Source organism: Butyrivibrio sp. LB2008 (assembly GCF_000621565.1).
Taxonomy (GTDB): domain Bacteria; phylum Bacillota; class Clostridia; order Lachnospirales; family Lachnospiraceae; genus Butyrivibrio.
Genome location: NZ_JHXZ01000019.1, coordinates 55584 through 73613, shown reverse-complemented (window position 1 = coordinate 73613; position 18030 = coordinate 55584). Strand labels below are relative to the sequence as shown.

General features: G+C 43.0%; 17 protein-coding genes. 14 read left to right on the top strand and 3 right to left on the bottom strand.

Annotated elements, in window-relative coordinates; translation table 11 throughout:
- The first annotated feature begins 9 nt into the window (after positions 1-9).
- Positions 10-1653 carry a Mur ligase family protein gene (locus T356_RS0107545; RefSeq protein WP_051563256.1) on the top strand — a complete coding sequence of 548 codons (1644 nt, stop codon included), beginning with the start codon at positions 10-12 and terminating at the stop codon, positions 1651-1653.
- Between the two features lie 32 nt (positions 1654-1685).
- Positions 1686-2894, top strand: a complete 1209-nt coding sequence (locus tag T356_RS0107540; RefSeq protein ID WP_026513976.1) for a D-alanine--D-alanine ligase family protein — start codon at positions 1686-1688, stop codon at positions 2892-2894.
- A 154-nt stretch (positions 2895-3048) separates the two neighbouring features.
- Here the strand turns inward: T356_RS0107540 and T356_RS0107535 are convergent, their stop codons facing one another.
- Positions 3049-3786 (bottom strand): lysophospholipid acyltransferase family protein, encoded by a 738-nt coding sequence (locus T356_RS0107535; protein ID WP_026513975.1) that lies wholly within the window; start codon positions 3784-3786, stop codon positions 3049-3051.
- A 137-nt stretch (positions 3787-3923) separates the two neighbouring features.
- Between T356_RS0107535 and T356_RS0107530 the strand changes: the two genes are divergently transcribed.
- From T356_RS0107530 to T356_RS0107515, 4 genes are read left to right on the top strand one after another with little or no spacing between them, the layout of a single operon-like run.
- On the top strand, positions 3924-5210 hold the full coding sequence (locus T356_RS0107530) for a dihydroorotase (protein WP_026513974.1): 1287 nt from the start codon (positions 3924-3926) through the stop codon (positions 5208-5210).
- A 37-nt stretch (positions 5211-5247) separates the two neighbouring features.
- Positions 5248-6249 (top strand): hypothetical protein, encoded by a 1002-nt coding sequence (locus T356_RS0107525; RefSeq protein WP_026513973.1) that lies wholly within the window; start codon positions 5248-5250, stop codon positions 6247-6249.
- A gap of 34 nt (positions 6250-6283) precedes the next feature.
- Positions 6284-7063, top strand: a complete 780-nt coding sequence (locus T356_RS0107520) for a dihydroorotate dehydrogenase electron transfer subunit (protein ID WP_026513972.1) — start codon at positions 6284-6286, stop codon at positions 7061-7063.
- Positions 7064-7066: 3 nt separating this feature from the next.
- The gene (locus T356_RS0107515) at positions 7067-7969 is read left to right on the top strand and encodes a dihydroorotate dehydrogenase (protein WP_026513971.1); all 903 of its coding nucleotides are present in this window, start codon (positions 7067-7069) and stop codon (positions 7967-7969) included.
- 54 nt (positions 7970-8023) lie between these two features.
- Here T356_RS0107515 and T356_RS0107510 read toward each other — a convergent pair whose 3' ends face one another.
- A complete protein-coding gene (locus T356_RS0107510) occupies positions 8024-8650 on the bottom strand; it encodes a hypothetical protein (RefSeq protein WP_026513970.1) in 627 nt (208 codons plus the stop codon).
- Between the two features lie 194 nt (positions 8651-8844).
- Between T356_RS0107510 and ispE the strand changes: the two genes are divergently transcribed.
- On the top strand, positions 8845-9723 hold the full coding sequence (ispE, locus tag T356_RS0107505) for a 4-(cytidine 5'-diphospho)-2-C-methyl-D-erythritol kinase (protein ID WP_026513969.1): 879 nt from the start codon (positions 8845-8847) through the stop codon (positions 9721-9723).
- Between the two features lie 3 nt (positions 9724-9726).
- Entirely contained in the window at positions 9727-10161 is a 435-nt protein-coding gene (locus T356_RS18750) for a DUF1934 domain-containing protein (RefSeq protein WP_035780671.1), read from the top strand.
- 69 nt (positions 10162-10230) lie between these two features.
- Here the strand turns inward: T356_RS18750 and T356_RS0107495 are convergent, their stop codons facing one another.
- Positions 10231-10704, bottom strand: coding sequence for a hypothetical protein (locus T356_RS0107495; protein ID WP_026513968.1), 474 nt, complete (start codon positions 10702-10704; stop codon positions 10231-10233).
- A 174-nt stretch (positions 10705-10878) separates the two neighbouring features.
- Here T356_RS0107495 and tig point away from each other — a divergent pair, with 174 nt between their 5' ends.
- The 6 genes from tig to T356_RS0107465 all read left to right on the top strand — a co-directional run bounded on the left by tig (position 10879) and on the right by T356_RS0107465 (position 17954).
- Complete coding sequence (tig, locus tag T356_RS18745) at positions 10879-12090, top strand: trigger factor (protein WP_051563254.1); 1212 nt, start codon at positions 10879-10881, stop codon at positions 12088-12090.
- Positions 12091-12126: 36 nt separating this feature from the next.
- Complete coding sequence (gene asnS / locus T356_RS0107485) at positions 12127-13518, top strand: asparagine--tRNA ligase (RefSeq protein ID WP_026513967.1); 1392 nt, start codon at positions 12127-12129, stop codon at positions 13516-13518.
- A gap of 81 nt (positions 13519-13599) precedes the next feature.
- Positions 13600-14937, top strand: a complete 1338-nt coding sequence (locus tag T356_RS0107480; RefSeq protein ID WP_026513966.1) for a C40 family peptidase — start codon at positions 13600-13602, stop codon at positions 14935-14937.
- 78 nt (positions 14938-15015) lie between these two features.
- On the top strand, positions 15016-16566 hold the full coding sequence (gene guaA, locus T356_RS0107475; RefSeq protein WP_026513965.1) for a glutamine-hydrolyzing GMP synthase: 1551 nt from the start codon (positions 15016-15018) through the stop codon (positions 16564-16566).
- A gap of 295 nt (positions 16567-16861) precedes the next feature.
- The gene (locus T356_RS0107470; RefSeq protein ID WP_026513964.1) at positions 16862-17092 is read left to right on the top strand and encodes a helix-turn-helix domain-containing protein; all 231 of its coding nucleotides are present in this window, start codon (positions 16862-16864) and stop codon (positions 17090-17092) included.
- On the top strand, positions 17082-17954 hold the full coding sequence (locus T356_RS0107465; RefSeq protein ID WP_155838993.1) for a BRO-N domain-containing protein: 873 nt from the start codon (positions 17082-17084) through the stop codon (positions 17952-17954). Before T356_RS0107470 ends, T356_RS0107465 begins: the two co-directional genes overlap by 11 nt.
- Positions 17955-18030 lie beyond the last annotated feature (76 nt).

The window sequence follows — 18030 nt, the reverse complement described above, 5'->3', positions numbered from 1 at the left end:
GAGTAGAAAGTGATACTTATATTATTTACTGTAATATATCTTTGCGCTGCGGTGCTGGGGCTTCGCTATTATACACATATGCTTCAGTTATCGAGCTATCAGTTTCAGGGGTATTTTAGATTTTTAAAGACTACGGTGACTAAATACGGACTTCATGCCGGAGCTGCCGCTGCTATTTTCGGCGCGGGATTCTTTAAGTATGCCGAGGCAGTGGAAGAGACCGATATGAACAAGATCGCGGTTGTGCTCACTGTTCTTTCGTTTGTTTTTCTTGTGCTTATGGCAGTTATGTACATTCCGAGAAAAGCGAAGAAGAAGTTTGTTGTTACACAGAGAGTTCAGAGACTTTTTATTACCTACGCGGTCTTATTTGTACTTGTGGCAGTTATCGCCGCTGTATGTGTGACATTTGGCGCCGATTGGAGTGCGGGTAAGCGTGCTCTTGCAGCATTTTTCGTGGCTGCATATATAGGTTTTTTGCCTCTGGTTGTTGCTCTTGCCAATCTTATCAACAAACCCATAGAGAACAGGATAAATCAGTGGTTTATCGATGATGCCAAGAGAATTCTTAAAGAGCATCAGGGACTTCGCATAATCGGTGTAACGGGAAGTTACGGCAAGACAAGTGTGAAGTACTATCTGACAACACTTCTTTCAGAGAAATACAGAGTTCTGATGACTCCAGAGAGTTACAACACTCCGATGGGAATCGTAAGGACCATACGTGAGAAGATGGTTCCCACTCATGAGATATTCGTATGTGAGATGGGTGCGAGACATCTTCATGACATAAAAGAGATAACGGATATTGTTCATCCCGATGATGGGATACTTACATCAATAGGTTATCAGCATCTTGAGACCTTCCACTCTCTTGAAAATATAGTTAGCACCAAGTATGAACTTCTTGATGCGGTTGAAGAGAAAGAGAAGGCAGAGGGCGCTCAGAAGGGCAAGCACCTTAAGTTTGCAAACGGTGACAATGAGATTATCATGGCAAACATGAAATACAAGGATGCGATAACTTACGGTGTTTCAGAAGGATGCGATTACAGAGTTTCCGATATTTCCGTTACCGGAGCGGGAACAACATTTAATGTGACTACACCTGAGGGCGAGACTTCAGAATTTAGTACGAAGCTCGTCGGAAGACATAACGTTGAGAACATTGCGGGCGCGATAGCCGTTGCGGCAAGCTTTGGAGTTCCTATGAACAAGCTTCGCATGGCGGTCAGAAGAATACAGCCCGTTCCTCACAGACTTGAACTTGTAAGACACGGAGCGGTTGCAATCCTTGATGATGCGTATAACTCCAATCCGAACGGAGCGAAGGTTGCGCTTGAGACACTGGCTCTTTTTGAAAACTCGGTAAAGATACTCGTTACTCCCGGAATGGTAGAACTTGGGGCAAAAGAAGATGAGTACAACGAGGAGTTCGGAAAGCAGGCGGCAGCTGTTTGCGACTATATCATACTTGTCGGCGAGAAGCAGACACATGCAATCAAAAAGGGAGCGCTCGGTGCGGGATTTGCCGAGGACAAGCTCTTTGTAAAGAACAGTCTCACGGAAGCTACACAGCTTATGTACGAGCTTGAAGCGGGAAGAGAAAAAGTAATACTTCTTGAGAACGATCTTCCCGATAACTATACATGATAAAAAAAGAAATAAAATGAAAGAGGGTTATTATGAAGCTAAAAGTTGCGGTTTTATTTGGCGGAAAAAGTACAGAGCATGAGATTTCCATTATCTCTGCAATTCAGGCAATAGGACATATCAATAAGGAAAAATATGATGTAGTGCCTGTCTATATCACAAAGAACAACGATTTCTATGTCGGAGAGGACATCGACAAGATCGAGGAGTACACACATATTACTCAGCTTCTTGCCAAGAGCACACAGGTTGTATGGGTAAAAGAAAATGATAAGGTTAATCTTGTCAGATACCCCATGAAGAAGTTCGGAAACAACGTTATGACTCAGGTTGACGTTGCATTCCCTATCGTTCACGGAACAAACGTGGAAGACGGAACACTTCAGGGATTCCTTGCTACACTTGGACTTCCCGTTGTTGGATGTGATGTTCTTTCATCAGCTGTCGGAATGAACAAGTATGTTATGAAGACAGTTCTTAAGGACAACAATATTCCCGTTCTTGACTGCAAATGCTACACATGGAAGGACTACGAGGATGTTGACTCACTTGTAGAAAAGATTGAGAAGACATTTGAGTATCCCGTTATCATAAAGCCTCTTAACCTTGGTTCAAGTATAGGGATCAAGAAGGCTTCAGACAGAGCATCTCTTCTTGAAGCTCTTGACCTTGGATTTGAGTTCTCCAAGAAGATCCTTGTTGAGCATGCTATTTCCAAGCTTAAAGAGATCAACTGCTCGGTTCTCGGCGACTACGAGTCAGCAGAGGCATCTGAGTGTGAAGAGCCTATCAACTCTGACGAGATTCTCAGTTTCGAAGATAAGTACATCGGCGGTGGATCAAAGGGATCTGCAAAGGGTGCTAAATCAGGCGGAAGCAAGGGAATGGCTTCTCTTAAGAGAAAGATTCCTGCAGACATTTCCGACGAGATGCGCGATAAGATCAGAACAATGGCTGTTGACGCATTCATCGCACTCGGCTGTTCAGGTGTTTCAAGAATCGACTTCATGATTGACATGGAGACTAACGAAGTTTATTTCAACGAGATCAATACTATTCCGGGTTCACTTTCATTCTATCTCTGGGAGCCTCTCGGAATGAAGTATGAGCATCTTTTGGACAATATGATCGAGCTTGCACTCAAGGCTGACAGAGAGAACCACAAAGTGGTTTACTCTTTCGAGACAAACGTACTTGAAGGCGTTAAGCTTGGCGGAGGCTCCAAGGGAAGCAAAGGATAAGGCTTCATGGGGGATTCGCCTAAGGGCACAGCGGCATATATCTGAAAATGCTTGTGTTCGTCTGCGCGCTGATTTTTATCAATTTCAAAAACACAGGAATGCTTCCTTTCGACGTTGCTCAGAGAAGTCAGCATTCCTGTGTTTTTTCAATTTTTTACAGCGGTAGTTTTTCATTCTTTAAGTAAGTATCTTCGATAATTTTCTTTACGTAACCGTCTATATTTCTTTGATCCTCTTTGCTGAGTTCACTGATTACGATAGGTTTGCAATATTCTATAACTACGTGAGTTGCCTTGATGAAAGGTGGATGATTCTCAAATATATCACGTGAGTGATTGATTACCATAGGAACAATGGGGCATCCGGATTTCTGGGCAATCTTGAAGCTTCCTTTGTGGAAATCGAGCATTGGGGCGTCGGTGCTGTTTCTGGTTCCCTCGGGGAAGATGCACATTGAGATGCCGTTTTTAACCTTATCTATAGCTGCAAGAACCATCTCGAGACCTTTTCTGATATCAGATCTGTCGAGGAACAAGCAATCGAGGAAGATCATCCAGTAGCCGAGAACGGGAATCTTTTTGATAACGTCTTTTGAAATATAGCCCGTAGGTCTGGGAACACGTGGATAAGTAACTACGATATCGAAATAACTGCGGTGGTTTCCGACATACAAAACGGAGCGGTCCTTTGGAACATTTTCTTCACCGATAACGGTAACCTTTGTGCCGCTTAGTAGCATGACAACGTTAAATGCGAATCCGACAATCTTGAGAGAAGCTGTTTTTACAGCGTAGGGATTGAACTTCTTGATTATCAAAAGGACAAGCTGTATCGGGATACTCACGATGAGGAATATCACGATAAAAAGAATTACAGCGATAAATCTTATCATAAAATCTAAAACCTCGTTTCTATAAATAATTCTCTTATTCAAAACATATTTTACCATACAATTTAGTCCCATCATAAACTATTTTTGTCGTATAATAGGGCAAAGCGGTAAAGAACAAAACTACAAGGAGAAGCATGATGCTGATTTTAAAGAACGGATATCTTATCGAGCCTGAGTCAGGCTATGAAGGATATAAAGATATACTCATTGAAGGTGATAAAATTGTGGATATTGTGGATAAAGGTTGTGGAAAAGTGGAAAAACTTTCGCATGATTCCGCGAACGAAGTGATAGATGTGGCCGGAAAGATAGTAACGGCGGGGCTTGTGGACGGACATGTTCACTTTAGGGATCCCGGCTTTACATACAAGGAAGATATCGAGACGGGAGCGAGAGCTTCTGCAAGAGGCGGATTCACTTCTGTTGTCATGATGGGAAATACCAATCCTCATATGGATAATGTCGAGACAATAAAATATGTTCTTGAAAAGGGCAAAGAAACAGGGATTAACGTGTACACCTGCGCAAACGTGACCATGAATATGGAGGGAAAAGAGCAGGTTGATATGGAGAAACTCCTCGATGCGGGAGCAGTTCTTTTTACAGATGACGGAAAACCCATAACCGATGAGAAGATAATGGAGGCTGTCTGCAAGAAAGCGGCGGCACTTGATAAGGTCGTAAGTCTTCATGAGGAAGATCCTAAGTTTATAACAGACAACGGAATCAATGCGGGAGCAGTTGCAGAGAAGCTTGGAATCAAGGGCTCGCCCAGAGAAGCAGAGATTTCCATGGTGAAAAGAGATATCGAAATTGCTGAGAGGACAGGCGCAAAGATTACCGTTCAGCACATAAGTGCGGCAGAGTCGGTTGATCTTATCAGACAGGCCAAAAAGAGAGGCGTGAAGGTATACGCTGAGGCAACTCCGCACCACTTCACACTTACAGAGGATGCGGTTCTTAAACACGGAACATTGGCCAAAATGAATCCGCCGCTCAGACTTGAATCTGACAGGCTTGCCATAATCGAGGGCCTTAAAGACGGCACAATAGAGATGATAGCAACAGACCATGCGCCTCATTCCAAGGAAGAGAAAGAGAAGCCGATTAAAGAGGCTCCTAGCGGAATAACCGGGATTGAAACATCTCTTTTGCTCGGAATAAGGGAAATTGTGGATAAAGGGTACATGACACTTCCTGAGTTGCTAAAAAGAATGACAATCTGCCCTGCAAAGATCTACGGATTGGATGCGGGAAGTGTTAAAGTTGGAGGCAAGGCGGACCTTGTAATATTCGACAATAAGACGGAGTGGGTGTTTGATAAGACATATTCAAAGGCGACAAACACACCGTTTTTGGGAGAGAAATTCCCTGCACGTGTTCTTTATACGATATGCTCGGGAAAGATTGTTTATAAAGCATGATAAATGTTTAATAAAAAAGTTTTGAAAGGAGAGCGAAATGAAGAGAAAAGTAGTGGGAATCCTTATGTTATGCGCGGTGTTGACCGGATGTCATGCTATACCGGGCGCGGTTGATGATACGAACGATTCCCAGGTGACTGTAGATGACAGCGAAGAGAGCAGTGATACAGGCGCTGAGGAGAGTGTAACGGAAGATAGCGAGAGTGAAAGCGAGAATGCAGAAGCAGCAGGACAGGAAGGATCGTATGATGATCTTCTTGCTGAGATTAAAGCCGCTGTTGAAAAGGGCGATGTGAGTAGCGTTGATGTTTCTAAAAGCACTTGTATTAAAGCGCCCGAAATGATGGAGGATACTGATGCAAGATATGGCTATCTTATTAAGGACCTTGACGGTGACGGTACGGATGAACTTATTCTTGGTACAACATTTTATATTGTCGATACCGATCTTGAGGCGAGAGGAAGATATAATTCGGTTATCTACGATATCTTTACTTTGAGTGACGGTAAACCCAAGAATGTAGTAAGGTGTGAAGGCTATGATACGTACTATTTCGCAACAGACGGAACCATAGTCAAAGAAGTAGGAGAGACAAATTCGGATACAATAATATCTCTTGCTACCTTCAATAAATTCAACAAGGACAAGCTTGATGTTGCCGAAGGAATCAGATATGATATGGCAGGAGACGATTTGGTCTATTACCGCTCCGACAGTGATCCTTTGGGAGACGGCGCGGAGAAGATCACTTACGATGATTGGAGAGCTATTATTGATAAGCATGGCTATGACTTCGTTAAGTTTACACCGTTTGTAGAGCCGGCTGCACCTACGAAGAAAGCGACAGTTTACGTTAGGACTTATGAGGAAGGGTACATTGACGGTGCGCTCCAGGAAAAGTGGAGAGAGTACGTAAAGTACTATGACGATCACACAGGCTATAATAATGTCGGCGATGATTCTACGGGTGCGTTCTCAAGTTATGACGAGGAAGCTATAGACGATCTTGTAAGGAACGGATTCGTCGAAGAGAAATAATGTATTTTGCAATAAAGATATAAGGAGAGATCTGATGGCTAACAAGATGAAAAAAGAAGCGAAGGTACTAAGCTGCGGCCTTCTTGCAGAAGGCATATACGAGCTGTGGCTTGAGACACCTTTTGCAAAAGATGTTGTTCCGGGGCAGTTTGTGGGAGTATATCCCGCCAATAAGGCAACTCTTTTACCCAGACCTATAAGCGTATGCGAGGTAGATGCCGAGAGGTCGGCGCTAAGACTGGTATACAGAGTTGTCGGAAGCGGAACAGCTGAGTTTTCGCTTTACAGGCCGGATGATTTTATTATGTTACTTGGCCCTCTCGGCAACGGTTTTCCTCTTGATAAGGCAAAAGGAAAAAATGTTGTCGTAATGGGCGGAGGAATTGGAGTACCGCCTCTTATCGAGACAGCCAAAAAGCTTTCGGGAGAAAAAGTCAGCGCTGTAATGGGATACAGAAACAGTGAGACTTTCCTTTCCGAGGAGTTTAAGAAGTATTCGGATATGTACATCGCAACTGAAGACGGAAGCGTTGGAACAAAGGGAAATGTCATAGATGCAATGAGAGAAAACAACATTAAGTGTGATGTTATCTTTGCCTGCGGACCGATGCCGATGCTAAGGGCAATCAAGGCATATGCACAGGAGATTGGCGCTAAGGCATATCTTTCTCTTGAAGAGAGAATGGCGTGCGGAGTAGGCGCGTGCCTTGGATGCATAACCAAGACTAAAGAGATAGATGAGCATTCTCACGTTCATAATGCGAGAATTTGTACAGACGGCCCCGTATTTGATGCTGATGATTTGGAGATGTGATATATGAATACAAAAGTTAAGATAGCAGGCGTAGAATTCAAAAATCCCGTGATGACGGCTTCGGGAACATTCGGTTCGGGAATGGAATACTCGGACTTTGTAGATCTTAATAAACTTGGCGCGGTTGTGACTAAGGGTGTTGCAAATGTGCCGTGGCCGGGAAATCCCGTTCCGAGAGTTGCGGAAGTGTACGGTGGTATGCTCAATGCGATCGGACTTCAGAACCCCGGAATAGATGTTTTTGTTGAAAGAGATCTTGAGTTTTTGAAAAAATATGACACAAAAGTCATAGTAAATGTATGTGGAAAGTCTGTTGAGGACTATCTTGAAGTTGTAGAGAGACTTGGCGATGAAAAGCGCGTTGACATGCTTGAGATAAATGTCTCTTGTCCCAATGTAAAAGAGGGAGCGATCGCCTTCGGACAGAATAAGGATGCTCTCTATGACATAACCGAGAAGATCAAGAAAGTTGCTAAGCAGCCTATCATCATGAAGCTAAGTCCCAATGTCACCAGTATTTCTGAGATGGCTAAGGCTGCTGAGGCTGCAGGAGCAGATGCAATCTCGCTTATCAATACAATCACCGGAATGAAGATTGATATTTATAAGAGAAAGTTTGCACTTGCAAATAGGACCGGAGGAATGTCAGGCCCTGCGATCAAGCCTGTTGCCGTAAGAATGGTATATGAAGCATCTCACGCAGTTGATATCCCTGTTATAGGAATGGGCGGAATCGCAAATGCAGAGGATGCGATTGAGTTCATCATGGCAGGTGCAACAGCAATCGCAGTAGGAGCAATGAATTTCCATGATCCTTATACTACAGAGAAGGTGGTAGAGGGAATCGAAGAGTATATGAAGAAGTACAATGTTGAGGATATAAACGATATTCGCAAGATTGTTTGAGCAAAGAAAAAAGGAAGGGCGCGAAAGCTCTTCCTTTTTGTTACTAGCAACAAATTATTCCGTCGAAGTTTTGCCGGTTAATTCATCAAAGCCTTTCATGACTGCATCAAAGGTGTTTTTGGAAATCTCGGGAAGTTCGCCTCCCCAGGTTTTCTCTGCCTGAGCATATCCCTTTTCAAAAGCAGCTCTCATTTTTTCAAGCTTTTCAGGATCGTTTCCGGCTAGAGTCTGAGCAAAATCGAGGATACGCTCGGAGGTCTGTTTGACGCCCCAATATCCGTCTTCAGCAATGTCAGCCTCTGCCTGTGCTTTGGTCGCTGCATCCACAGTGAAGTCGCCTTTTGCAAGGAACTTCCACATTGAGTCTTCATCGTTGTCAGAATTGGCGATGCCGTAGGCCTTTGCCTGTTTGCCCATCATCTTCTGAACAATGCCCAAAAGTTGCTGTTGGCGCATTGCTACATCTGCCTGCATCTGCTTGATGATCTTGGTCCGGTCCGATTCTTTTGCGGAAGATGTGCTTTTGGCATCACTTTCTTCCGATTTCTCGTACACGGCTGCAGCCTGAGTCTTTTCCTTTACTTCTTCGTCTTTTTTCTTCTCGTCTACTGACGGAGTGACTGAGGAAGCATAGGTTGTTGCGATGTTGTTAGTAACCTCGGTAATTCCGTTTACGCCCATATCGAACTCCTTTTCTGCGACAGGGTACTAAATACCGCGCTGAAACGAAACTATGGTTTACCTAATCTCCATATCGGCATTTTTGGAAAAAACTTTAGCGAAATATCGAAAATTTTTAAATTTTTTATTTTTTCCTTGAGGTTGTTGTTTGGGAGTGAGAAAATGTAGGAAAATAACTACGGAGTGTTGATTGTATGAAGATTGAGAGAAAAGCATACGCAAAGATTAATCTCGGACTTGATGTAACGGGAGTTCGAGAGGACGGTTATCATATCGTTAAGATGATAATGCAGAATGTGGATCTGTATGATACGCTCACATTTGAAGATAATGACAGTGGAGAGATTGTTCTTACCGCGTCTACGGATAAGATCGCAACAGACGGAAGAAATCTTATCTGCAGGGTTGCGAAGCAGCTCAAGGATAAGTTTAATGTGAAAAAAGGTGTTTCCATGCATCTTATTAAGAGAATACCCGTTGCGGCGGGAATGGCCGGCGGAAGTACGGACGGCGCTGCGGCATATATTGCTCTTAATGAGTTATGGGGACTGGGACTTAGTAAAAAAGAGCTTTGTGAGATGGCGGTATCTCTGGGCGCCGATATTCCTTACTGCATAATGGGCGGAACCGTTCTGGCAGAGGGTATCGGAGAGGAGCTTACTCCCATAAAAGATGTGCCTGATTGCCATATAGTAATAGCAAAGCCTGGAATCGATGTTTCGACAGCCTGGGTATACAAAGAGCTTGATAACAAAGAGATAACAGTGCACCCTGATATTGACGGAATCAAGGCTGCAATAGAAGAAGGCAATCTTACTAAGATGTGCTCGCTTATCGGAAACGTTCTTGAGGATGTCACATCCGGGAAATATGAGGAAGTTGGCAGAATTGAAGAGGTCCTTAGAAAAGAGGGTGCTATCGGCGCGTTTATGACGGGAAGCGGTCCTACAGTTTTCGGAATCTTTGATAGCAGAGAGACTGCTGAGGCAGGATATAAGGCTGTAGTAGAAAGTAAGCTTGCTCCGGAAGTATTTGTATCGGCATCGATAAATCCGGCTAAGTTTGAAGAGTGATATATGAAGAAAAAAGTTGAGATAAATGTGGCAGGTATCCACATAAGAGACGGAAATGAAGAAGAACGCATAGACACAAGCTCAAGAGGTGTATATGAGGTCAGGGCCGATGGTTCTGTGATCATTGTATATGATGAAATACAGGACATGGGAGGCCAGAGAATAAAGATATCCAACACGGTCACTGTGCCTACAGATCTTAAGAGTGTTGAAGTTGTGCGGGCGGGAGCCATGAATTCCAAAATGATCTTCGGATCGGAAGAGTATATCATGGATTACAAAACGCCTTACGGATCCATGCAGATGGAAGTTGTCACAAAGAGCCTTGATTTTAAGAATGGAGACAGCGGGATTATCCGTGAGATTTCTGCAGAATATATAATAAAATCGGGGAATGAAGTTCTTTCTGATTCCAAGATGATAATAGAAATTAAGTGATAAGATTCAAAAATAGCTCTCGCCGATCGGATTATGAATCCTTTCGGGAGAGCTTTTGTTTTTAATAAATTATTTAACCATCTTGGCACCGGCTTTTTCCTGAGCTTTCGCAACAAGGTTCTTAAAGAAACCTTTCTTTTTCTCAGGAACAACGATCTTGCCGTGAAGTCCCTTAACTTCAGTTACATATATTCCGCTGACTGTAGCCTTAACTTCTTTTTTTACCGGAACAGAATCAAAGATCTTTTCATCACAGATAAGGCTCATAACTCTGTTGCTGACTCTTACCTTAAGGATGGGAAGTTTGGATCTGCGAAGAAGCTTGGGAGTCTGGTCAATAACTGCCTGAGGAAGACCTGCCTCAGTGATCTTCATTCTTTTTTTGTCAATTATCAGCATGGTCATGGTCTGCTTCATTGCGTCGAGCTGACCCTGCTGCTCTGCCTGTTTCTTCTGAGCTTTTCTGCCGATTATCATTAGTGCGACTATTAATGCAAGCAGAATTACTATTATTACAATTAATACAATTAAACCGGTACTCAATCTGTTATCCTCCGAAAATCAATATACTATATTATAGTAAAAAGTATTGTAGCATTCTTTAAGAAGATAGGCAAATAAAATACTTTAATCATTTGATGAGGTGTGGTAGTATAAGAAATATTGTTTTGATATGAAAATGCAAGTATTATATATTTTTTTAAAGGAGAAAGAATTATGAAAAAGAATCTTTCTGTATTGCTGGTTAGTGTTATGGCAATGGCTACAGTACTGACAGCATGCGGCTCAAAGTCAAAAGATGCAGCATCTGACTCTGCATCTGAGAATTCATCAGCAGACGCTGCTTCCGGAAGTTCCAATGACATAGCATTATTACAGAACTTGGACAAGCTTGAGGTGAAGACTCTTGCGGATATCAATCCTGAGGAGTATGTAACGCTCGGTGAGTACAAGGGAGTAACTGTTGAGGTACCTCCTGCATCTGTTACAGATGAGGATGTGGATGCTTATATCAATCAGCTTATTGAATCAAACCCTGCGAAAATTGAGATTACAGACAGACCAATACAGAATGGTGATATCGCAAATATAGATTACGAAGGAAAATATGCCGATACAGGCGTTGCTTTTGATGGCGGAACAGCACAGGGCTTCGATCTTGAAATCGGTTCAGGCATGTTTATTCCCGGATTTGAAGACGGTCTTGTAGGAGTTAAACTTGGAGAAACAGTAGATCTTGATCTTACATTTCCTGAAGAATACGGCTCAAAAGATCTTGCAGGCAAGAAAGTTGTATTTACCGTAAAGGTCAACAAGATAAGCGAGAAGTCAAAAGAGCTTACAGACGAGTGGGCAGCAGGCCTTGGAATGGAAGGCGTATCAACCGTCGATCAGCTCAAGGAAACATCTAAAAAGAACCTCACAGATGAGGCTGAAGAAACATATAAGACTCAGGTTGAAGCGGCAGTCATCGATAAAGTTACAGAAATTGCCGAGTTTAAAGAACTTCCTCAGGAAATAATCAACCGTTACCTTATTCAGCAGAATAAGCAGCTTGAAAATTATGCTCAGATGTATACTGCATACGGACAGCCTACAACAGCAAGCGACATTGTTCATATCATGATGCAGAATACTGCTCCTGATCAGCAGGATCCCGAAGCATATTTGAAGGACCTTGTAAACGAGATCAGCCAGCAGTTTGTTATGTTTGCTGCAATCGCAAAGAGCGAGAATATATCAGTTTCTGACGAAGATATAGAGAATTATCTCAAAGAAGCGTTTGATGCAGGAAATACAGGATACAGCTCACTTGATGAACTCAAGGGTGACGTTGATTCAGAAGATGTCAGAGAAGGCCTTATGACAGAAAAAGTTGTAGGATTCCTGGTTGATAATGCCAACGTGGTTGCACCTGCTGCAAATTGATCGGTTTTTATTTACATTAGGAAATGGGAGGATGTCATGGAACTTACAGATATAAAGTCACTATTTACAGAACAAGATAAGTATGTTGGACAGAAAGTTACAGTCGGAGGATGGATCAGAAGTATTCGTGATTCAAAGGCAATCGGATTTATCGTATTGAATGACGGAACATTTTTTAAACCTCTTCAGATTGTTTATTCGGATGCACTTTCAAACTTTGCACAGATCAGTAAGCTCAACGTAGGAGCTGCTGTTATCGCAACAGGAACAATCGTTGCAACACCGGGAGCAAAGCAGCCTTTCGAGATGCAGGCTGAGGAAGTTGAGATTGAGGGAACTTCTACATCTGATTATCCTCTTCAGAAGAAGAGACATACTCTTGAGTTCCTTAGAACAATTCCTCATCTTCGTGCAAGAACAAATACTTTTGAGGCAGTTTTCAAGGTTCGTTCAGTTGCTGCATATGCAATTCATTCTTTCTTCCAGGAGAGAAATTTCGTATATGTTCACACTCCTCTTATTACAGGAAGTGACTGTGAAGGTGCCGGAGAGATGTTCCAGGTAACAACTCTCGATCTTAACAACGTTCCCAAGACTGAGGACGGAGCTGTTGATTTTTCAAAGGATTTCTTTGGAAAGCCTGTTAACCTCACTGTTAGCGGACAGCTTAATGTTGAGACTTATGCTTTTGCATTTAAGAACGTATATACATTCGGACCTACATTCCGTGCAGAGAACTCCAACACAACAAGACATGCTGCAGAGTTCTGGATGATCGAGCCTGAGATGTGTTTTGCAGATCTTAAGGATGACTGTGACACAGCAGAAGCTATGCTTAAGTATGTTATCAACTATGTTCTTGAGCATTGTCCCGAAGAGATGGCATTCTTTAACGAGTTCATCGACAAAGGACTTATCGACAGACTTAACAACGTTGTAGGTAACGAGTTTGGTCGTATCACATACACAGAAGCTATTGATATTCTTTCAAAGAACAATGATAAGTTTGATTACAAGGTATCATGGGGATGCGATCTTCAGACAGAGCATGAGAGATATCTCACTGAAGAAGTATTCAAGAAGCCTGTATTTGTAACAGATTATCCTAAGGATATCAAGGCATTCTACATGAAGCTCAATCCCGATGGAAAGACTGTTGCGGCAGCAGATTGTCTTGTTCCCGGAATCGGTGAGATCATCGGCGGAAGCCAGAGAGAAGATGATCTTGAGATCCTCGAGAAGCGTATGGATGAGCTTGGAATGAAGAAGGACGATTATCAGTTCTATCTTGATCTCAGAAAGTACGGAAGTGTAAGACATGCAGGCTTTGGTCTTGGATTTGAGCGCTGCGTAATGTATCTCACAGGTATGGGAAATATCAGAGACGTTGAGTCATTCCCCAGAACTGTAGGAAATTGTGATCTTTAATGTCGTAAGAAACGAGGCATTTCTTAATATCACGTGTTATAATATATAGAGACATGAATAATGAAGGACAAGGAGGATGAAATGAAAAAAGGGTATTCTTTTTCTGCTGTAGCTCTTTCCTTAGTCCTTAGTATGCTGGTGGTGGACCCTGTCTGGGCTACCACCAGTACTGATTTACAGGAAAAGCAAAATAAGCTGGAGCAGGAAGAACAAGCGCTAAAGAATCAGAAAAAAGATCTGGAAAAGCAAAAGAAAGAGAGTCAGAAGAATCTCAACAATGCCAACGGCAAAGTAAACTCAATCGCTGAAGCTCAGGGACAGACAAAGGAAGCAATCGATGAGACATCGAATACGATCGTGGATATGATCGCGGATATAGATCTTATCAAAGAGCAAATTGAGAAAGCAGAAGCGCAGATAGAAGTAAAAAAGGCTGAATATGAGGCTGCCAAGGAAAAAGAAGACACCTTATATGAAGCGATGAAGCAGAGAGTAAAGTATATGTATGAGCAGGGAGAGACATCTTATTTACAGATTCTTTTGACTGCGTCGAATTATTCGGATGTACTTAGCAAGGCACAGTATGCCGAGCAAATTTATGAATATGACAGAAATAAGCTTGAAGAATATATAGAGGCAAAGAAAGCGGCCGATACAGCCAAGAAACAGCTCGAAGAGGAAAAGGCTGAGCTTGAAACAGCCAAGTATGAGCTGGAAGAAGAGCAGAAAGCTATGGAAGAGGTTCTTGCTCAGTATAAGGCCAAGTATTCAGATTATGAGGTAAAGCTTGCCAAAGCAAAGCAGGACGCCGCTATATATACGGCACAGATAAAGAGCCAGCAATCAAGCATGGCGGCTCTTCAGAAGCAGATAGAATCCAAGCAGAATGAGGTTAATGAAACCAAGAAAGCTGCACAGGCTGCACGTGAAGCAGAGGAAGCGGAGAGAAAACGCCAGGCTGAAGAAGCTGCTGAGAAATCAAAATCAGAGAGCGGTGGTGGCGGAGGAGACTCGGGAGAGTCCTCGCAATCAGGTGGTTCAAAAAATTCTTCGCCTCCACCGGCACCTTCGGGAGGCGGATCGGGATCTAATATTGCGAGTTATGCCTGTCAGTTTGTCGGTAATCCATATGTTTCCGGCGGAACAAGTCTTACAAACGGTGCGGATTGTTCGGGATTTGTATTTTCCGTTTACAAGGCGTTTGGAATATCTGTTCCCAGAACATCATGGGAGCAGGGCAATTATGGAAGAGAAGTCTCATATTCCGAGGCACAGCCGGGAGATGTTATCTACTATGGTGGACATGTGGGAATATATATAGGCGGCGGACAGATTGTTCACGCAAGTACGCAGAAGACAGGAATCAAGTACAGTTCGGCGATGTACAGACCAATCATCTGTGTCAGAAGATTTGTGTGATGTGCCAATTGTTAGCCTTTATACCATAGTGTATAATCGTGCATAATTATTGTTGTAAAATTTTTTTCGGGAGGAACCATGACTGCAGAAGAGAAAGTAATAGTTCTTGATTTCGGCGGACAGTACAACCAGCTTGTAGCGCGCCGTGTCAGAGAATGTAACGTCTATTGTGAGATTTATTCATATCGCACTCCGATAGAGCAGATAAAGGCGATGGCGCCTAAGGGAATTATTTTGACGGGAGGCCCCAACTCTTGTTATGAGGACGGAGCACCTACATACACCAAGGAATTGTTCGAGCTTGGTATTCCTGTTTTGGGACTTTGCTACGGAGCACAGCTCATGATGCACGTGCTCGGAGGAAAGGTAGAGAAAGCTCCTGTCAGAGAGTATGGAAAGACACAGACATTTATTGACGGTTCAAAAGACAAGTTATTTGCAGGTGTTGAGGATGACACTATCGTATGGATGAGTCACTTCGACTATATCAGCAAAGTTGCACCGGGCTTTGATATCATTGCACATACAGCAGATTGCCCCGTTGCTGCAGCAGCTTGTGAAGATAAGAAACTGTATGCTATTCAGTTCCACCCCGAAGTATTACATACAGTCAAAGGCAAAGAGATTCTCCACAACTTCGTAAGAAATATCTGCGAGACAGCAGGTACATGGAGAATGGATTCTTTCGTTGAGAATACTATTAAAGATATTAAAGCTAAAGTCGGAGACGGCAAAGTCCTTCTTGCTCTTTCAGGCGGTGTTGATTCATCCGTTCTTGCGGCTCTCCTTGCTAAGGCAATCGGAAAGCAGCTTACATGCGTGTTCGTAGATCACGGACTTCTTCGTAAGAATGAAGGTGACGAGGTTGAAGGCGTATTCGGAGAGAAGGGTAACTTCGACATTAACTTTATCCGTGTGAATGCGGCAGACAGATATTATGCTAAGCTTGCTGGCGTGGAAGAGCCTGAGCGCAAGCGTAAGATTATTGGTGAAGAGTTTATCCGTGTGTTTGAGGAAGAGGCCAAAAAGATTGGCGCAGTTGACTTCCTTGCACAGGGAACAATATATCCTGACGTTGTAGAATCAGGACTTGGCGGTGAGTCAGCCGTTATCAAGTCACATCACAATGTCGGAGGACTTCCTGATTTCGTTGATTTCAAGGAAATCATAGAGCCTCTTAAGACTTTGTTTAAGGACGAGGTTCGTAAGGCAGGACTTGAGCTCGGACTTCCCGAGTATCTTGTTTTCCGTCAGCCCTTCCCGGGACCCGGACTTGGTATCCGCATCATCGGTGAAGTTACTGCCGATAAGGTTCGAATCGTTCAGGATGCTGACTACATCTACAGAGAAGAGATCGCGGCAGCCGGATTATCCAAGCTTCCGGACCAGTACTTCGCAGCTCTTTCAAACATGCGCTCCGTAGGCGTTATGGGCGATGAGAGAACTTACGATTACGCAATCGTTCTCCGCGCCGTTGAGACCGTAGATTTCATGACCGCCGAGGCTTCCGAGATTCCTTTCGAAGTCCTCCAGAAAGTCATGAGCAGGATCATCAATGAGGTTAAGGGCGTTAACCGCGTAATGTATGACCTTACATCTAAGCCGCCGGGAACAGTGGAGCTGGAGTGATACCGGGTGGCTTGCGGGTAAAAACTAAAAAGCAGTGATTATAGGCTTCTGATGGCGTAAACATGCGCTTTCAGAAGCTTTTTTGTTTACACGTGTGATAACATTTTGATAACAGGATATGAAGTGACGGGTACATCATGGGTACGGAAAGATTCGTTTCAAAGCGCATAATAAAGCGCAGTACTATAAAATTGCGCATTATCGTATTTTGCATTTTGAAATCAATATATACGTTGACAACGTACGGTAGTAGCTCTATACTTTATTAAAGTATGAAATTTACGGAGACTATGTTATGGATATTTCAGCTAGAATAAAGGAGTTACGAAAGAAAACGGGATTATCACAAAGTAAGTTTTCTGCAAAATTTGGAATCCCTGTAAGAACTCTTCAACAGTGGGAGCAGGGGATAAGCGCCCCTCCGGAGTATTTGGTAAGAATGATGGCGTATATTATGCTGCTTGAAGAAAAAAACCATATACAAGACGAAGAACCGATAAGGGGGAAAAATGCAGATGGCAAATGATAAAGTTCAATTATTTGAAGACCAGCCGATAAGGACTGCATGGGTTGAGGATGAGGAAGAATGGTATTTTTCGGTTGTGGATGTAGTGCAGGCATTAACAGAAAGCGCGGATGGAAGAAAATATTGGAATAAACTAAAACAGAGACTTAAAGAAGAGGGCAGTCAGTTGGTGACAAATTGTCACCAACTGAAAATGAGATCTCCGAAGGATGGAAAACGATATAATACTGATGTGGCAAACACAGAGCAACTGCTTCGCATTATCCAGTCGATTCCATCAAAGAAAGCGGAGCCGTTTAAAATGTGGCTGGCCCAGGTAGGTCGTGAACGAATAGAGGAGGTAATCGACCCGGAGTTGACTATAGAGAGGGCCCTTGAGACCTATGCAAAAAAAGGTTATTCGCGAGAATGGATAAATCAGCGCCTGCAGGCAATTCAAGTAAGAAAAGAACTTACAGATGAGTGGGATAAGCGTGGCGTCAAGAAAGGCATAGAATATGCAATCCTGACAGATGAAATAACGAAAGCCTGGTCCGGAATGACAACACGACAGTATAAGAATCATAAAGGTTTGAAAAAGGAAAATCTCAGGGATAATATGTCCACATTGGAGCTGGTGCTTAATATGTTGGCTGAGGCCACTACCACAGAGATTTCAAAGCAAAAGAAGCCAGAGACTTTCGAAGAAAATCGAATGGTTGCTATTGAAGGTGGAGAAGCCGCGGGAGAAGCACGATTGGCGGTGGAAAAGAGAACCGGAAAACCTGTAATCACGAATAAAAATGCAGCCCAATTGCAAGATTTAGTTACAGGTCTCATTGAAACTATAAATGACAAAAGCGATGATCAAGAAGTGGAATGAATAAACTAAGAAACTGCACCCTATAATTATAAGAGATGAGGAAAAATGAGTAAATCTTTGAGTGTTTTAGTTTTGC